The following is a 17608-nucleotide window of genomic DNA, read 5'->3' on the forward strand; positions in this document are numbered from 1 at the left end:
AATAAGCGCTGCTATTTATAAAATTGATAAAAAAAACTAGTCTCGCCCGAGGCAAGACTAGTTTTTTTATTATCTATGCTGATCTTGATACATAGGTCCTTCTGAAATCATATTGCTTTCAGAAACGTACGTAGGATCTGAATGCGCATCTTTATTTAGGCTAGCATTTACCTGCTGTTTTTTAGATAAATTTGAAAGTTTTACTTTGGCACTTCGAACAAGTCCTTTTACTTTTCGGCGTTTCGCAGCATCGCTTAATAGATAAGACGTAATGCCGACTCCTACCGTTGATAGCGTAATACCTGATATCAATGCTTTTTGTTTTCGTTTTCTCATAATAACTCCTTCCTTGTACCTTTTTGAATCTTACAATAACTTTTCCCTCTCAGGTACTCTCTCAAACCAGATTATTCAGATTATTCACTTCTTTAATAAGACGCTGCAGCGTGTCCGCTCCTGCTATTCCATCTGAAAAAAGGCCATACTGATTCTGGAATTTTTTCACTGCAGCGATTAATTCATCTCCATAGAAACCGTCTGCTCCAAACTTCGGAAGAGAAAAACCTAGCGTAAGTAAGTTTTGCTGAATTTGTTTGACTCCTAACCCTCTATCACCTTTGGAATAGACAAATGGTCCTTTTGTATTATTCGTCATAGAGAGATTTGTTGTGACTTCTTTAAAAAATGAGCAGTCCATTTCATTTATATCCACATTTGTAGAAATTCCTTTTACTCTGCCAGAATCCGTATACTGAAACATTGCCCACCGCTGCCATTGACTTAGCTCACCAGGGTGCTGCATACCGCCTTGTCTGTTGTTTGCACTATATCTTGCTACCCACAAAGGATACTTACTTATTTCAGTTGTAAAAAAAGTTTTAGCAAAATGATAATTAGTATATACGATAGGCTTAATCCCTGTTGTTTTGTGAACATGCTCGAGCCAGCTTACGGCAAAGCGAGAAACAAATTCTTTGGATTTTTTCTTGTCTTCTTCTAGATCCAAACACGGCGGAAGGTCTAGTTTCATTTGTCCAAGCTGAGCAATAAAAAAAGCAGCTTCTTTCTCCGGGCTATTTGTACAGTGAGCATAATGATAAAATCCTACTCTCAAGCCCGCATTTTTAGCACCTATATAATTTTCATAAGATCTAGGATCTACAAAAGTTCCGCCTTCTGTTAACTTTATATACACCCCTTTCACTGAGGTGTTTTTTATTTCTTTCCAATTAATGATTCCTTGATGATGAGAAACATCGAGAATAATAGGATTATTTGAATGTCGACTTTGCATAGTTTTCACCTCTTTTGCTAGCTTCCTTATGTATACGACGAATATTTTAAAACCCCTGTTTTTCCGGATCTTGATATTGTTTTATAACGATGTGTAAAACGTTGCTCATTTGAATAGCTAAATAAGCTTCGTGTTTTTTGTCATAATAACGATACCATCCTTGCGTATGAATAATAGATTCCTCAAGCTCTTTTACATTTTCTGATTCAACCAATGTACTGATTGATTTTTCATTTCCAAAATAAAACTTCACTTCGTACGTCACTTGAATCCCTCCTTTATAAAGATGTAAATACCCTAATCGTATGTACTTGAATCTAGTACAAGGTAGTGTAAAATTTCTTTTAATCCGCTTTCTCTTTTTATATGTTTATTTAGAACAATGTTCATTTTATTATAAAACAAGAAGCCAAGCAGCTCAGCTTGGCTTCTTGTTTTATTTTGATGGATGAATCATATTAGCTGGATTTACCCATTGCTCAAATTGTTCTTCTGTCAGAAGGCCTGTTTTTACCGCTGCTTCTTTTAATGTCGTTCCTTCTTGATGAGCCAGCTTGGCGATTTTAGCCGCATTTTCATACCCTATGTGCGGATTTAACGCTGTTACAAGCATAAGAGAATTTTCTAGATTATGCTGGATTTTCTCTTTGTTGGGTTCAATTCCTACTGCGCATTTATCGTTAAAAGCCTGCATGGAATCTGTCAGCAGTCTGACTGATTGTAAAAAATTATAAATAATAACCGGCTTAAATACATTTAATTCAAAGTTTCCTTGACTAGCCGCAATTCCAATCGTCACGTCATTCCCTAACACTTGTGCAGAAACCATTGTTAGAGCTTCACTTTGAGTTGGATTTACTTTTCCAGGCATAATAGAACTTCCTGGTTCGTTAGCAGGAATCGTGATTTCACCTAATCCGCTCCGAGGACCGCTTGCCAGCCAGCGTACGTCATTGGCGATTTTCATTAAGTCAGCTGCTAAGGCTTTGAGTGCACCATGGGCATAAACCACTTGATCGTGACTTGTTAATGCATGAAATTTATTAGGTGCTGAGATAAATGTTTTTGCAAGCGTGCTGCTGATTTCTTTCGCTACTTCATCGCCGAAGTCAGGATGTGCATTTATCCCCGTCCCAACAGCTGTACCGCCAATAGCTAGCTCCTTCATATACTCTACGCTTTGTTTAATCATTTCTTCATTTTTTTCGAGCATATGATGCCATCCGCTAATTTCTTGTCCTAGTGTTAGCGGTGTAGCATCTTGTAAATGGGTTCTTCCTATTTTAATAATATCTTTAAACTGCTCTTGCTTCGCAGCAAACGTTTCTTTTAATGTTTTTAGAGCAGGTAATAATTGATCTTCGACTTCTAGTACAGCTGCAATATGAAGAGCTGTAGGGAAAGTATCGTTAGAGCTTTGTGACATATTAACATCATCATTTGGATGGAGCGTTTCGTCGCCGTTTATTAGCTGGTTTCCCCGGTGGGAAATCACTTCATTTACATTCATGTTTGATTGCGTTCCGCTTCCTGTCTGCCATACTACTAAAGGAAAATGTTCATTCCATTTCCCTTCAATAATTTCGTTAGCAGCTTGCACGATGGCTTCCGATTTCCCTGCTGATAGTTTGCCTAGTTTATGATTGCTAATAGCCGCACTTTTCTTCAGAACCGCAAAAGCGCGTATTACTTCAATCGGCATTTTTTCAATCCCTATTGGAAAGTTTTCTTTACTTCTTTGCGTTTGCGCTCCCCATAGTTTATCTTCTGCCACTTTGATTTCTCCAATTGAATCTCTTTCGATACGATAGCTCATAGTTAGAACTCCTTTTCAATATTTTCTTTACCTATTAGTATTGATTATATGGATGAATTTCATGACATAATAACAATTATTCACTGTTGAAAATTCCCTTTTTTCTATTTTTTAAACGGGCTTAACTTATTTGATTATTTAGCTCATAGTTTATTTTGATTTTATGATACAAAAAAAGATCCGAAGAATACGCTCTTCAGATCTTTTTAATAAGTCCAATTTTACTTATGAATCCATACAGCACCAGCTGAATTGTCTTTTGCTTCACCAATTACGTCTAATTTTAATCCGTTTTGAGGAAGCAAGCGGCCTGCATCTTTAATTCTTTCATCTAAATACGATTTTTTATCGTTAAAGCTTGTAACACCATTTGATTCTTTAGATGAAATCGTTCCCCACGTTTTATGAGAATATGACCAAGCAGGTGATTTATCAAATGAGAACGCCGCGTCTGCAATTTGATATCGGCTTGAATTTGCTGTAGTGCTAATACCATTCACATTAAAGTAAAGAACTTTATGAGCATGTGAATCAACTACACCAAGGAATCCTTCACCCGGATGTTGTCCTACCCAGTTATCAAGATAGCTTTCATCTGCGTACCAAAGCAGCATGCCTGTATTATATTTTGCACCGCGCGCGAATTGAAGTGCTTTATCACTGCCTGCATAGTTTCTCCACTCAAGGTAATAATAGTTATCTTTATAGCTGATGCCGTTTGTCTTTTCAAATCCATCTAACGTTACTTTTGGAGCTCCTTCAGCATCGTCCGTGAATACCGTTTTTCCATCTACTACTAAACTAGCATTATCAAGAGCGAATCCTTGAAGAGCAAGTCCGCCGTCCGTGACGTATTCAAATTGAAGCTTGATTTTTTTACCTTTAAACTGCGTTAAGTCATAACTTTTATCTTCCCATTTTCCGTTAGATGTTTCAGCAGAACCATCTGCATTATTCGCTTTATCACCAATTGTATCTAACAGAACTTTTGAACCGTCAGGAAGAATCGCATTTACATATAAGTAATCGTATTCTGCCTCTACTTCATAGAACGCTTTGTAATTGAATTTAGCTGTGTTGGCCGTTGTTAAATCAAACTCTGGCGTTGTCATCGTCGTATGCAGATCGTCTCCGCGTTTACTGTAATAATAGTTGCTTCCAAACTCAGGCTTAATCCCTTGAACAGCTTTTTTAGGTAAATTAATCTTTACAATACCTGGTCGTTTAGATTTTGTGACACTTTGATCAACCACGCTCACAGAGCCCGATTTTGTAATGTTTTTGCTGTCAATTTGTTGAATATTTGCCCAGTTTCCACCCATATTTGCTTGGAAAAACTCTTTATTTTGCGGGGAGAAACTTGTCGGTTCTGTTCCAGCTACTTCACCAGCCCAGCTCCCTCCGCTCATAATTGACCAAACGCCTACCGGCTCACCTTGACCCGTATACTGTGTATCATACTCATCCGGCAAACCTAAATCATGGCCAAATTCATGAGCAAAAACTCCAACTGCTCCGTCTTCTGGTTCGATTGTATAATCATAAGCAGCCATGTTTGTTCCAGGAACTTTATATACTTGTCCCAAAGTAGAGCGGTGAGACCAGATAGCATCGTTGCCTAGTTTACCTCCACCTGCTTCTTGCCCAGTTCCAGCATGAATGACCATTAAGTGATCCACTATGCCGTCAGGCTCATTGCGGTTGCCATCTCCATCGATATCATATTGATCGAACTGATCATAATCTGAAAGGTTAATGCCGCTTTTTGCTGCTGCAGCAAGCGCTTCTTTTACAAGGTTACGAGGCCCTTTAGATCCAGGCGCATTATCGTTTCCTCCCGCTGGATTGTCTGCTCCGTATTCTTTTGCGTTTCCAGGTACGGTTAACCAGTCAGAAACCGTTCCATCTACTGTGTAACTACCTCCAGACTGTTCTTCATAATATTGTTTAAACGTTTTAATTTTCTTTCCGTTGAATAGCGTAAAGTCTTTCTTTCCAAACATTAATTGCTGATAGTGATTTCGGTTAAAGTCTTTTGCATACATGTAACCAGGTTCTTGAACGACATTATTGTGCTTAAAGTCTGCGTATTCGACTAAAAGTACAAGAACTTTATCTTTTCTCACTTGTCCGTTATATTTTGCCTGAGCTGCAGGTTTAACGTTTACCCCGTTCCCCGAATTGTTTCCTTGAGACTTAATGTTAGCAAATTCGCCTCGTTGAAACTTTTCTTTTTGTTTTGTTTGCATTTCTTTCGCTTTCAAATCAATTTTGCTAGCTTTATGTCCTTTCATGCTCTCTTTATGTGCATCTTTTTTGTTTATGTAAGAAGTAACGGCTTTCTTCACTTCTTGCGGTGTTGCACTTTGAGAAATAACTCCTTGGTTTTTCAGTGCGTTAGCCAATCTTTCTTCCGGTACTGTATTCATATCAATTGGTGAACTCGGAAGTTCCTCCGATTGTGCGGTTTTAGCTGAAGCAGTACTTCCATTCATAAGTACTGGTCCCACTCCGCTTAATGTAACAGTTGTGGCAAGAAAAGATGTCCCCAAAATCTTTTTCCAGCTTTTCAAGTAAACCCCTCCATTTTAGAATTTTCAAACTATTAGCAAGATTTATTTTATATTCTAAAACTAGGAAGGTCAACTACATTTTACTATATTATTAAAATTTTTTGATTCTAGTAGATAATGTAAAATAGTTTTATAGTATGTAACTAGTTTTCTTTACCTGACAATTAAAATGTCTGATAAACCCTTCTTGCGTATGCAAATTCCATGCCAAATCGATAACCACAACTAAAACTGTATGAAGCGTATTTTTTTAGGGAATTAGAACCACCTTTTCCGTATTACTATTATATAAAAACAAAAAATTCCCCATTATGGATACAGAAAGATAAAAAAATCACTTCTCGATAGACGAGAAGTGATAACCTTTGTATGCAAGTAAATTTAAGAATGTTCTTTTTGACGATGCAGCAAGATATGATAGAGCGACGTGCTCCAAATAGACATATTGCGCGCTGCGATTTCATAAGGTTTTTCATCAATTTTAAACAAGAAATCCCCTTCATAACTCACGGATTTCCCTTGCTTTTCCAGCTCTTGTTTAACAGCTTCAATCCATTCTACTGCATTCGTATAATGTTTGTTCAAACGAACTTTAATAGTTTGATTCCTGTAATGAATAAAAGATGTAATTCCCCAAAAAATTAAGACAAGAAAAAGTACCATATACAGCAATTGCATGATAACGATCCCCTTCTTCCTTCATTTCATTATTTTCAATGAAGACTTAATTTAGATGAGTAAATATTACTATTCTCCTTTGCTATCGTCATCTCCTTTAAAAAAGTAAATTCCTTTTCCACGTGGGCGTATAAAATAAACCCGTGTACATGCTTGCTCATCTTTTTTACTAACGTTTTCTGTTAAAAAATGATAAGCTAATAGAATGATAAATAGAAAGGGAGGGCGACGAGTTGTCAACTGAACAAGTGAAATTAGCAGCCGTTTTAGATGTTGAAACAACGGGATTAAGTGCTCAAACATGCGATATTATCGAACTGGCAATTGCTGTTGTTTCTTATGATTCTTCTACCGGAGAAATAATCGACATTGTAGAAGAATATGAAGAATTTAATATGCCTTCAACTCCCATTTTCCCGTACATTACAAACTTAACGGGAATTACAAATGAGATGGTCAAAAATAAAACATTAGACGATAAAAAAGTGGAATCATTGTTAACTAGCGTTTCGGCTATCATCGCTCATAATGCTTCTTTCGATCGCAGTTTTCTTTTAAAACGGTATCCATCTTTATTTAACCAAAAATGGCACTGCTCTATGCGTGCTGTCAAATGGAAAGAGTACGGCTTTCCTAATAAAAAACTAACAACACTTCTTGACCATCATAAGATTGAGAGAGAGAACGCTCACAGAGCTATGGATGACGTGAAAGGAACCATTGACTTGCTAAGACAGCAAAATCCTAGCGGAGAGCCCTATTTTTCTGAAGTATTAAAAAAAGCAATGAGCAAACCTAAAAAAACAGCGGCTTCCACTCGTTTTTAACTTAATAAAAAAAGCGCAGCTTCTGCGCTTTTTTTGTTTTTATTTGCCTATTTCTTAAGTGTTGAGTTATATGTTTGAGGAATATGGTTGTAAACAGCGAGGTTGTAAACGCACTGGAAGAAAAAGAAAAGTGCCTGCTTTCAAACCAAAAAATCGCGGAGGAACAAACTGAACAGCTGGTGTTTACAGACATATACGAAATCAGCTGAATTGCTAATAATCTAGAAGATTCAAATTATACTTCTCTTACCTTTTGGCTTTGAAGGTCGTGATGCGTTTGTTCTAGTTCACTTAAATTCAATTCGTACAAATGTCTCCCGTCTTCTGCTTTAAAGTAACCCGATTCAATAATTTGATTCATTAAAAGATCTTTCTTTTGCTCAAATGCTTTTTCAGATGTCATGTTATCATCTCCTTTTTTAGGTGAATATCTTTCATAGAAAAGACGTACACCGCTTGTGGCATACGTCTTGTTGCTTTTCACACTCGTTACCTATGTTTAAAAACAACGCAATCGTTACATTTTATCGAGAAGGCTGCTTACGTCTTGCAGCCATATTGAACATTTTGGTGATGCACTACTTTTATACCCTTCATGATGTTCTTAAAACGCAATTGGAAAAAGATTTTCATAAAATCTGTTTGCCATCTACTGCCCCGCTTTCAAAATGCGGCTGTGAGGCGATTTTTTTTGTTGCTAAACTAACCACCATTAATACAACTAAATTAATAAATAAAGAAATGACGCCGACATTTGTATCTTTAATGATTTGTGGCAACGCAGGAAACAACGTGCCAAGCGTTGTTTCAGTAATCGTTATATACATCACAGACGCAATGCCGGCAACAATACCTGCACACGCCCCGTATTTAGTCACGATATTGTTTTTCATTAAACTAAAAATAAAAGCAGGAAACAGCTGCGTCACAATGCTGTAGCCCATTAGTAAAAGCGTTACAATTGTATTCCCTCCATGAAGTGTAAAATAGACTGAAACAAGCGCAATGACTGGTACGAAGCATTTAGCCAGTATCGAAATTTGTTTGCCCGTCGCTGAGGGAACAAGCACGCCGTAAACGTTCTTAGATAGTGACGTAGAAGCTGCCATCAAGAGCATCGATCCAGGCACAAGCGCTGTTAATAAACCAGCTGCGCCAATAAAGCCGACAATCCACGGGTCAAATGTTTGAATGGAAAGACGAAGCAGTGACAAGTCCGCTTCTGCGCCTTGTAGTCCAGGTACCTGCATAAGAGCAGTAAACCCTACAAAAAAGACAAAAAGCAGCATTAACGTATAAATAGGACTTATAATAGAATTCTTTCTAAATACATTCTCGTTTTCAGCTGAATACGTTGCATTAAACGTATGCGGCCACATGTAAAATCCTAATACGGTCAGCATGACTGTAGAAATAAACCACGAAATACTTAGACCTGTCTTGGGAAGAGTAAGAAACGTTGGATTTGCTTGATGCACAGCCTCAAACATTGGCTGTAAGCCTCCGTAGTAATGAAACGGCATATATATTCCTAAAAATAAGACAACAATAAAAATCATAATATCTTTCACAATAGCCGTCCAAGCGGAACCATGTATGCCTGATATCATTAAGTAAACCGTTAATGATATGGCTCCAATCCAAATGGCTGCAGTTGAAGAGATAGAGCCATAAGAAGCTTCAGATACAATAATGCCTAGGCCTTTGAATTGTAAAATAATATAAGGAACAATTGCCAGCACCCCTGCACATGAAACAACGATACCAAGAAACGGACTTTTGTATTTTGAAACAAAAAAATCCGGCTGAGACATGAGCTTATGCTGCTTCGCATATCGCCATATTTGCGGACCAATCCAATACCCTAACACGTACGCTAAAGAAATATAGGCTAAAATATAAAACGCCGGCCCTCCTTTCCCATATGCCCAAGCGCTTCCACCTAGAAACGTAAAAGTAGTATAGATTTCACCCGCCATCAAAAAGAAGACAAAAACGGTTCCAAAACCTCTGCCCCCTACGCTCCACTGCTCTAAATCCATTTTTTTGCCCCGCGTAGCTCGAATTCCAAGATAAATAGCTAAAAGTAAAAAACCGAAAATAATAATCAGTGCGGTATTCATTGTTTATCTCCTCCTTTAACAGCAGGATCGAGCTTGTACACAATACCCATAATAAAAGATGTAAGGATTACCCACATAACAATCCAAAAAAGAAAAAAAGGCATCCCTAAAATAAACGGAGTCACTTTGTTAACGAAAGGCAATAAACCTAATATTCCTACAAACGGAAGCAGGCAAAGAAGATAAATTATTTTCATAGAACTCCTCCTTAATCACACGGCTTATCAGTACTTATCTAAGGCTTTAACTATCTCATTATGTACTTCTCTTATTCTTCTCTTTACACCTCCATTCTTGAGCTAAACGAGACGTTTGTCATAGAAAACCGCCGTTTGTTTGCTCCTTAGTATCTTCCATTTGTCCCCATATGAAAAGGAGTTTGTAAGACATGCTTACAAAATTTTGAATGCAGCAGAATATTATTTCATATTTTTATATACAGAATATAGACAAACAAAAAAACGGAACTGAAAGTAAAGGTCTCAAACAGTTCCGTTTCGATCTAGCATTTCTATACTTTATTCTTCTTCTTTTTTCTTTACACCAAGCGAAGAGAGCGCTTGCTTTAAATGTCCGAACGTTTCAATTTTATTAAAACTGATTCCTACATTAACAGCCGTCTGAGCCATGTCAGGACTCACTCCTGACATAATCGCATGGATGCCTAGCAGCTGCAAAATGTTAATCAAATCAAAAAATTTGTGAGCGACATACGTATCTACATAATTTACACCCGATAAGTCAATGACTAAATGCCTTATATGTTTTTCTGCACACCTTTTTGGAACAACCTCGATAATAGAATCACCTTTGATTTCATCAATAAGCCCTACCAAAGGCAAGACCGCGATGTGGTCTACAATTGGAATAACAGGAAAACTCGTTTCGTCGATTAGCTCTTGCTGAAGACTTATTTTTTGCCTTGTGATTTTATAATACTGTTCGGAAAATTCATTAATGAGTTTATCAAATGTTGTATGATAAACTTCACTCCAAGACAGTATATCTTCTTTTGTAATAGATGAATGTATCAGGCTATATGTTTTGACATATGTCCAAATAATTTTTCTTGTTTTGCTTAGCGCTTCTACTACTTCGTAAATCGGCGTATCAAATTTAATTCTGCTGTTTACTACTTCCGTCGTCCATTTCATCATACGTTGTTTAAAAATCTCTTGATCGTCAAGAAAGCCGCTCGCAATTGTTTCGATTGTATAACGATGCTGCTCGCGCAGCTTTTTCTCAACTGATGCGTCTGCGTCCTTTGAGTAAATCGATCCTTTAATATTACTTCTTTGGCGCAGCCATTCTTCACTGATAGAGGCTGAATTCTCTAAAATATATTCAAAAAGACGTTGATTTTGTTCACTCACTACTGTTTAACCTCCGTTCACTTTCTCCTTCTGTACAATCACTTACAAAACGCACCTTATGAGAAATTCATGCTTCATGTTTTTTCCTCGTCCATCTCTATCATACACGATAACCGCTCTGCATACTTATAGAGAATTAGATATAAACAAGCAGGTATTTGATTATCTACATAGATAAACTGCCGTGTATGATGAAACTATCATTTATTTTGACATGAAAGGATGTTAATTGTATTGAAAAAATCAATTATTTTGTTGGGGCTTCTGGCTACAAGTATTGGATTATCAGCTTGCTCAAACAATACAACAACTTCTTCTGCTACAAACTCTTCTGCACATTCAGGTCATGAACATCATAAAGCTGCAGTTGCTGATATTCGCGAAGAGACTCCAGGAGCAGATGTTTTACCACAGTTTTTGAAGAACCAGCCTAAAGACATGAAGCTAGTTTATCTATCCGTTGCTAAAAATCGTGAACTACTTGAAAAAATCCCTTGCTACTGTGGATGTGGCATGGAAGCGAATCACAAAAATAGCTATGACTGCTTTATTTTTAAAAACAAAAGAAATGGAGCAGTTGTCTGGGATGATCATGGAACAAAATGCGGATTGTGTATAGAAATTGCAGCTAAAGCTATGCTCGACTATAACCGAGGCAAATCAATAAAAGATATTCGCAAAGACATCGATGAAAAATATAAGGAAGGCTATGCACAACCCACTCCTACTCCTTCCTTGTAGAACATTGGCATTGTTCAAGTAAACATTCGCGACAGATATATGTAAAAGTAGAAAACATCAAAAAACACTCAAATAGCTATTTGAGTGTTTTTTGTGTACTATTCTTTCACAAACTCTTTTGTACTTCTTACTGTATCAATCGGACGCACGAGCTTCTCAATTTCTGCACGTTTTGGCTCTAAAAATGGAGGAAGTGATAATTTTTCTCCGAGCGTTTCGTAAGGTTCATCTCCCATAAATCCTGGTCCATCTGTCGCAAATTCAAATAAAATTTGCGGAGCCACTCTTGCATACAACGATTCAAAAAAGTGACGATTCACATAACCAGACGTATGGAAACCGAAGCTTGGCATTCGGTTAATCCATTCTTCAAGAGCCTGTCGATTTTCTACGCGAAAAGCAACGTGATGAACCGTTCCAAAACCTTGCTGAGCCTGCGGAAGTTTTTCGTTGTGTTCGACTACTACTTGCGCACCGTTTCCCCCTTCTCCTACTTCAAATAGATGGAGATTTCCTTCTTGAGCAATCTCTTTAAATAAAAGGACTTTTTCCATCATTTCTTTAAAGTAATTAAACTCGGCGATACGAATAAAGATAGGACCGAGTCCCGTAATAGCGTATTGAAGAGGTACAGGACCTTTTTGCCAAGGAGTGCCTGATTCAACTCCTTGATTTCCTTCATCGGAAATTAACTGATACTGCTGATCATCAAAATCAACAAACGAAAGCGTCTTTTTCCCAAATAGCTCTTGAATCCCCGTATGCTTCACTTCTAAGCGATCAAAGCGCTTTACCCAATAGTCTAAAGCCTCATCATTTGGAACGCGGAAAGATGTTTTTGAAATTTCATTTGTTCCGTGAGAACCTTTTGGAATTCCTGGAAAATCAAAAAAAGTCATGTCCGTTCCGGCACTGCCTTTATCATCTGCGAAAAACAAATGATACGTTTGAATATCATCTTGATTGACCGTTTTTTTTACTAAGCGCATGCCTAACACATAGGTGAAAAATTCATAATTCTTTTCTGCGCTGCTCGTAATAGCCGTTACGTGGTGTATTCCTTTTAAGTGGTTCATTCTACATTCCTCCGGATAAATCGTCTAGTTTATCATTCGTTATTTATCTTTAATTTAAATATCTTTAATTAAAGATAATATACCATGATTAATTTTCCTTTGTCAATAAAGTATGGATGATCTCGGAAGGAAATATGTAGGTTTTTACATTTTAGCAAAATCTCATAAATGAGGACGGACCAAATCGGTAATAAAACACCGTATTGTTGCCTAGTCCCTTCTCTAACCTATACTAATTTATTTCTCTTACACGATATCATGTTTTTAAACCTTTGTCCGGTATTGGCTGAGATCATCACCCAACAGGCAAACATCAATTAATTCAATAACTCCCGGCAGCTAACTTTTTTAATCTTTTTATATAAAAGGAATAGTAAGAAAAAACTTCATCACATATACTATATAAATTTATATAAAAGGCAGGGATATCATGAAAGCACAGCGCTTGGTAGATGACAAAAAAGGAACGTACAGCAAGGAAGTTCAGAAGCACTTCAAAATAAAAATAAATGGAAAAATTTACACAAAACCCTCACCGCAACCACCTTCCTCACCCCCTGTGAATAAAAAAAATCTTAAATATAAACCTCAAAATAAAGTTCTACGCACGTATGATAAAAAAGATCAAGTGGTAAACGGCACACAAGAAAGGCTCATAAAATCTGCCAAAACTAGATTAACTAAATACGAAAAGCTTCTATTAAGCAATCAGCTTTCAGAATCCGCGGCTCTTTACTCACCTTTTGGGTTAGAAGAGCTCGTGCGCATGGCTAGTAGAGAGGAGTGAACGATTTGTGTTGGGTGAAAAAGTAATCATTGATACAAACATTTGGGCTTCACATGCGCTTAATTATCCAGAAGTTGTGGAATATATTAATGAACTTATTTCAAATAATACGGAATTTTTAATGCCTACCGTTGTACAAATGGAACTTCTGTCGCATTGGGAAGTAGAAACAAATCCTCAAGTCAAAGCAGTAAAAAATCATTATATTTACGATATGACCGATAAGATTGTAGACGTTACAAGTGAAATTGCACAGCTAGCAGCTCAAATTCGCAGAAAAGCCAAAATAGAATCAAATAAAAAAATTAAAGGCCCGGATGCGATGATTGCCGCATCTGCTTTTATACATAATGCAAAACTAATTTCCAACAATAATAAAGATTTTGCTTGGATTACATTTAATTTCAGCTACCGAGGTCAACCATTATCTTATGTAAATCCTATTAAAGACACGATTGCTTACGCTTCTTTTATTAAAAGCTTTGAACCTCCCAACCTTCCCGGTGCTGATAACTTACAAGAAAACGAGAAGGAAAGTTAATTTGTTTTTGCTTTCAAAATACTCCTTGTCTCCCGCCTTTTTCAAATTAAAAGTTTGATGGGTACATACTCCAATTCTTTCTATATTGAATACAGTAAAAAGCATAAAAACTTAGGCGGTGAAAAGAGTGAATTACCCATATTACCCGGAACAACCTTTAGAAGAGTATCAATATGGCTATGATTATTATTCCAATCCCCAGGAAACTGAAGAAAGATTCCCTTATGGTTATTATCCATATCCTCGCCCACGTCCATTTTATCCTTACCCTTACCCACGTCCCATTTATTACCACCCCCCTTACTTTTACCCTCGTCCTCGTCCGTTTTACCCACACCCAGTGTATTGGAGATAAAAAAAGAAGAGCTGTCAGCTCTTCTTTTTTGTTTCTTGATATTTAGACATCTCTTCTTTAATAATGGTCACAAACGCTTCATTTTGCTCAATTTCAAAAACAGTAATAGCTTTTTCTAGGTAAGCTATTCCTTCTTTAAGCTCACCAAGCTGACAGAGTGCTTCTCCAATTTGATAGTGCAGTTCTCCTAATAAATAAAGCGTCTCATGCTGAATACACAGCTCTAGTCCTGCTTGTGCATATTTAACCGACTTTTCATAACGTTCCATTTGCAAAAGCGCATGTGATAATCCATATAAAATTCGAATTTTGACAAGAGGATCTTTTAACTTAGGAAGCAAAGCAATATGCTGCAATCCTTCCATAAACGTACTGAACGCTTTTTTTAAATGACCTTCTTCTTCGTAAATAATGGCAATACTATTTAAAATAGCAATCTCTTTCTCTGAATAAAACTGTTCGCTCGTACGCGTGAACGCAATCGCTTTTTCCAATTTACGAAGCGCTTGTTCAAATTTATTTCCAATATAATAATCACATATGGCTTCGTGCCATAGGAAAAATTGTGCGTGAAAAGGATCTTGAAACATAGGATTATCTTTTTCTTTATCCACCATATGTAACACAGTTTCATAATCGCGTTTTCGTATATAATGCCTAATGGTCGATTTAATTTCTTTTGAATAATCGTTGGGCGTTAGCTCTCCTGCTTCAAAGAAATAATTCATCGGAACCCCTAAGCGTTTCGATAAATGATAGAGAACTTCACTGCTTGCATGAATTTCACCTTGTTCAAATCGATGTAGCTCTTCTTCTGTACAAATTCCTTCTGATAACTCGACAGTTGTCATTTCCGCAATCTTTCGCAGATCTTGAATCAGCTGACCTACTTGTTTTTTATCATTCAAAAAATCACCTTACTTAATGTCAATGAACTCTGTGAAAACAACATTCCATTATGTTTTTATAAGTCTATTGTACCATTTAGGTAGTTTTTTTATCAATAGAAATAAGAAAATAATTCCAAAGGAAATTCTTGAAATTATAATTAAATTATTTCAAACAACCTCCAGCTTCTTCTTTAGTCATATCCCCTCTTTGTACAGCAGTCATAACTTGATCGCAATAGTATGATGTTTGACTATATCCTTCTTCATCAATTTCTTTTTGAATCTGTTCCTTTGCTTCATCGGAGAAATTAGCATCTTGTTCAGCAATGATTTGAGCTTCATATGCTTCTTGTTCTGCCTGTTCTTTAGCTAATCTTTCTTCTTCCTTATTCAGTTCCTCCTCAATCTCAGCCTCTTCAGCCCATGTTTCAGCTTGATTTGCTTCATAATTATCGATTGTTTCTTGACTAACTGGAGATTCCGCTTCCTTCTTTTGCTCTGCTTGTTCAGCTGCTATACGTTGTTCTTCGGCAATCTTTTGTTGTCTTTGTTGTTCGGCTATTTCTACTTGTCGTTTAGCTTCCGCTTCTTCTTTTACTTTTTGTTCTGCTAATTCCTTAGCCTTTCTTTCTACTTCAACTTTTGTAGCGTAGGCACGTAAATCTTTCTGTTCATCTTGAATTTGTTGAGATTCAGATTTCTTATTTAATTCTCTTTCATTAGTCTTTTTTTCTGGCTTTACAGCAGTTTCTTCCTTAGAATTCTCACCGTTCTTCTCTTCCCCTTGGTCACATGCTCCCATAGTGAAACTCAAAGACAACAAAATGCTACCAACTAACAACTTTTTCACAGCATTCTCCCCTTAACTTTTCTCTGTATGGAGTGTTACATTAAACTGATAAATTGATTTGACTAACTAATTTTTCTAAGTCCTTAATTAATTCTTTAGGGGTCCCTATATTGTTCATTACGTCATTACATATCTTTAGAAGCTCAAGTTTAACTTCTATGCTAATTTCCTCAGGTTTTAATTGTTCATTCACAACACACAGCCCCTTAACGAGTAAATAATATCACGAAAAAGGTTATTTTTTTATATATTCAATTATTTCCCTTATCAGTTTTTCGATAATTTTCTTTTTGAATCATTCTCATTCTCTGCATTTTCTTTCCTATAATTAATGTAATCCATCATTATACTTTCTATAGCTTTTAATAATTCTTTTACTTGCTTTTCTGTAAATAAGCATTCTCTAATAGGTTCTCTTATCTTCTTAATCTTCGTGTACTTCTTACCATCTACACCAAAGTGAACCTTATGGTGATGTGCTTTACGATCACTCTATGAGTTTTACTCCAATCCTCTTTAACTTCTATAAGGTGATAGGCTATTTCAATAGGAGTACACCTGCCTTCTTCAAGACAGACTTCATCTAAAGGATTTAATCTCTTCTTCCTATTGCATAATTTAATTCATGGGTTACTAGATTAAAAGGCTTTCCCTTCCTTATCTACTCTCTGTTCCTTGTACTCTTAATGATTATCTTTTTTGCACTTGTCACAATATGTATCATAAGCTAATTGACGACATTCCTCTGTGTTATATATCTTAGATGGCTTCTTAGGCATGTTGTTTAGCCACCTTTTTTACCATTTATTATTTAGCACATATTTTAATTTGCATACTATAGATATAATAAAAAGCCACTCTTCAGAGTGACTTAGCATTAGATTTATTTTTTTACTTCTTCAGGTACATAATCTAAAAGTGTGGATATTATCATATTAAAATGCCATGGAGTAAGGTTATTACCAGCACTTTCTTTTAGCTCAGTTCTTAGTTTTTCGCCCCATACTGGATATTTATTATTACTTTGTGCTTTCTCTAACATATGACCTACTACATTTATTACTTTATAATACTCATTTTCTTTTGCACTGATATAATAATCTTTTTGTTCATAATCCATAACTCCACCTCCTTTTAGTTACTTATTATTTTCTCTTCATTAACCAAATCAAACTTGTTAATTACCTAAAATAAAAAGTCGACCCTATGATTGACTTTCTCGACTGAATTAAATATCATCTCTTTCAGTCGCTTTAAATACTGCTTTAATTTTGTAGGTATCTTTCTTACCTTTTACGGCAGTAACCCTTGTAATCAGTTCAATAATAACCCCTGAAACTGAATGGTATTGCAGGTCCTGAAATAGGCGTCTGCCCCCCACCCAAAAATTTTGGAGCTTTCGCAGGATACCCTAACGGATAATTTCCCCACCAACTGTCAACTTCACCACTAGAATTCAGTACATATCCAGTAGGACGTCCAAAAGAAGGCATGAAATAAGGGTAGAAAGCATAGTTAAAAGGAGTATAAAAATTAGAATAGAACATTTAATCACCTACTTTGTTTCAACTTGTAAAAAACCTTCATTAAGATATGAAATCTTTTCTTTTATTGTGAAGCATCATTTTCAATAACTTCTATAACATTGTCTTTATTTATAACATTGAAATAACTTTAAAAGAGA

Annotated in this window: 19 protein-coding genes; 4 read left to right on the forward strand and 15 right to left on the reverse strand. The window is 36.3% G+C overall.

Annotated features, from left to right (window positions below; all coding sequences use genetic code 11):
• Window positions 1–69 precede the first annotated feature (69 nt).
• From ACRPLY_RS02085 to ACRPLY_RS02110, 6 genes are all read right to left on the reverse strand, one after another.
• Complete coding sequence (locus tag ACRPLY_RS02085; RefSeq protein WP_063248016.1) at window positions 70–336, reverse strand: hypothetical protein; 267 nt, start codon at window positions 334–336, stop codon at window positions 70–72.
• A gap of 61 nt (window positions 337–397) precedes the next feature.
• Complete coding sequence (locus ACRPLY_RS02090; protein WP_311264508.1) at window positions 398–1294, reverse strand: GH25 family lysozyme; 897 nt, start codon at window positions 1292–1294, stop codon at window positions 398–400.
• Window positions 1295–1340: 46 nt separating this feature from the next.
• The gene (locus ACRPLY_RS02095; RefSeq protein WP_155010166.1) at window positions 1341–1559 is read right to left on the reverse strand and encodes a hypothetical protein; all 219 of its coding nucleotides are present in this window, start codon (window positions 1557–1559) and stop codon (window positions 1341–1343) included.
• Between the two features lie 171 nt (window positions 1560–1730).
• A complete protein-coding gene (gene fumC, locus ACRPLY_RS02100) occupies window positions 1731–3110 on the reverse strand; it encodes a class II fumarate hydratase (RefSeq protein ID WP_028413375.1) in 1380 nt (459 codons plus the stop codon).
• Between the two features lie 221 nt (window positions 3111–3331).
• Window positions 3332–5683: an immune inhibitor A domain-containing protein gene (locus tag ACRPLY_RS02105; protein ID WP_028413376.1), complete on the reverse strand. Its 2352-nt coding sequence runs from the start codon at window positions 5681–5683 to the stop codon at window positions 3332–3334.
• A gap of 381 nt (window positions 5684–6064) precedes the next feature.
• Window positions 6065–6361: a hypothetical protein gene (locus tag ACRPLY_RS02110; RefSeq protein WP_028413377.1), complete on the reverse strand. Its 297-nt coding sequence runs from the start codon at window positions 6359–6361 to the stop codon at window positions 6065–6067.
• Window positions 6362–6594: 233 nt separating this feature from the next.
• On the opposite strand from ACRPLY_RS02110, the gene ACRPLY_RS02115 reads away from it, so the two are divergent.
• Window positions 6595–7188 carry an exonuclease domain-containing protein gene (locus ACRPLY_RS02115; protein WP_028413378.1) on the forward strand — a complete coding sequence of 198 codons (594 nt, stop codon included), beginning with the start codon at window positions 6595–6597 and terminating at the stop codon, window positions 7186–7188.
• A 235-nt stretch (window positions 7189–7423) separates the two neighbouring features.
• On the opposite strand, the gene ACRPLY_RS02120 is transcribed toward ACRPLY_RS02115, so the two are convergent.
• The 4 genes from ACRPLY_RS02120 to ACRPLY_RS02135 form a co-directional block, all read right to left on the reverse strand.
• Window positions 7424–7591 (reverse strand): Fur-regulated basic protein FbpA, encoded by a 168-nt coding sequence (locus ACRPLY_RS02120; RefSeq protein ID WP_080754423.1) that lies wholly within the window; start codon window positions 7589–7591, stop codon window positions 7424–7426.
• Window positions 7592–7817: 226 nt separating this feature from the next.
• Window positions 7818–9311, reverse strand: coding sequence for a sodium:solute symporter family protein (locus ACRPLY_RS02125; protein WP_154988820.1), 1494 nt, complete (start codon window positions 9309–9311; stop codon window positions 7818–7820).
• On the reverse strand, window positions 9308–9508 hold the full coding sequence (locus ACRPLY_RS02130; RefSeq protein WP_033578956.1) for a DUF3311 domain-containing protein: 201 nt from the start codon (window positions 9506–9508) through the stop codon (window positions 9308–9310). The genes ACRPLY_RS02125 and ACRPLY_RS02130 overlap by 4 nt, the downstream gene beginning before the upstream one ends.
• A gap of 321 nt (window positions 9509–9829) precedes the next feature.
• On the reverse strand, window positions 9830–10684 hold the full coding sequence (locus ACRPLY_RS02135; RefSeq protein WP_034266072.1) for an STAS domain-containing protein: 855 nt from the start codon (window positions 10682–10684) through the stop codon (window positions 9830–9832).
• 234 nt (window positions 10685–10918) lie between these two features.
• On the opposite strand from ACRPLY_RS02135, the gene ACRPLY_RS02140 reads away from it, so the two are divergent.
• Window positions 10919–11425: a PCYCGC motif-containing (lipo)protein gene (locus ACRPLY_RS02140; RefSeq protein ID WP_028413382.1), complete on the forward strand. Its 507-nt coding sequence runs from the start codon at window positions 10919–10921 to the stop codon at window positions 11423–11425.
• Between the two features lie 98 nt (window positions 11426–11523).
• Here the strand turns inward: ACRPLY_RS02140 and ACRPLY_RS02145 are convergent, their stop codons facing one another.
• On the reverse strand, window positions 11524–12501 hold the full coding sequence (locus ACRPLY_RS02145; protein ID WP_028413383.1) for a ring-cleaving dioxygenase: 978 nt from the start codon (window positions 12499–12501) through the stop codon (window positions 11524–11526).
• A 430-nt stretch (window positions 12502–12931) separates the two neighbouring features.
• Here ACRPLY_RS02145 and ACRPLY_RS02150 point away from each other — a divergent pair, with 430 nt between their 5' ends.
• Together ACRPLY_RS02150 and ACRPLY_RS02155 are read left to right on the forward strand one after the other, a co-directional pair.
• Window positions 12932–13288, forward strand: coding sequence for a hypothetical protein (locus tag ACRPLY_RS02150; RefSeq protein WP_028413384.1), 357 nt, complete (start codon window positions 12932–12934; stop codon window positions 13286–13288).
• Between the two features lie 7 nt (window positions 13289–13295).
• Window positions 13296–13829: a PIN domain-containing protein gene (locus ACRPLY_RS02155; protein ID WP_047750993.1), complete on the forward strand. Its 534-nt coding sequence runs from the start codon at window positions 13296–13298 to the stop codon at window positions 13827–13829.
• A gap of 369 nt (window positions 13830–14198) precedes the next feature.
• Here the strand turns inward: ACRPLY_RS02155 and ACRPLY_RS02160 are convergent, their stop codons facing one another.
• From ACRPLY_RS02160 to ACRPLY_RS02175, 4 genes are all read right to left on the reverse strand, one after another.
• Window positions 14199–15092 carry a helix-turn-helix domain-containing protein gene (locus ACRPLY_RS02160; RefSeq protein WP_034266057.1) on the reverse strand — a complete coding sequence of 298 codons (894 nt, stop codon included), beginning with the start codon at window positions 15090–15092 and terminating at the stop codon, window positions 14199–14201.
• Between the two features lie 145 nt (window positions 15093–15237).
• Window positions 15238–15924: a hypothetical protein gene (locus ACRPLY_RS02165; protein WP_325076818.1), complete on the reverse strand. Its 687-nt coding sequence runs from the start codon at window positions 15922–15924 to the stop codon at window positions 15238–15240.
• A 40-nt stretch (window positions 15925–15964) separates the two neighbouring features.
• The gene (locus tag ACRPLY_RS02170; RefSeq protein ID WP_155017243.1) at window positions 15965–16117 is read right to left on the reverse strand and encodes a hypothetical protein; all 153 of its coding nucleotides are present in this window, start codon (window positions 16115–16117) and stop codon (window positions 15965–15967) included.
• 690 nt (window positions 16118–16807) lie between these two features.
• Complete coding sequence (locus tag ACRPLY_RS02175; protein WP_325076817.1) at window positions 16808–17044, reverse strand: hypothetical protein; 237 nt, start codon at window positions 17042–17044, stop codon at window positions 16808–16810.
• Between the last annotated feature and the right edge of the window lie 564 nt (window positions 17045–17608).

Origin of the sequence: Priestia sp. TGN 0903 (assembly GCF_050846855.1) — a bacterium.
GTDB lineage: Bacteria > Bacillota > Bacilli > Bacillales > Bacillaceae_H > Priestia > Priestia zanthoxyli.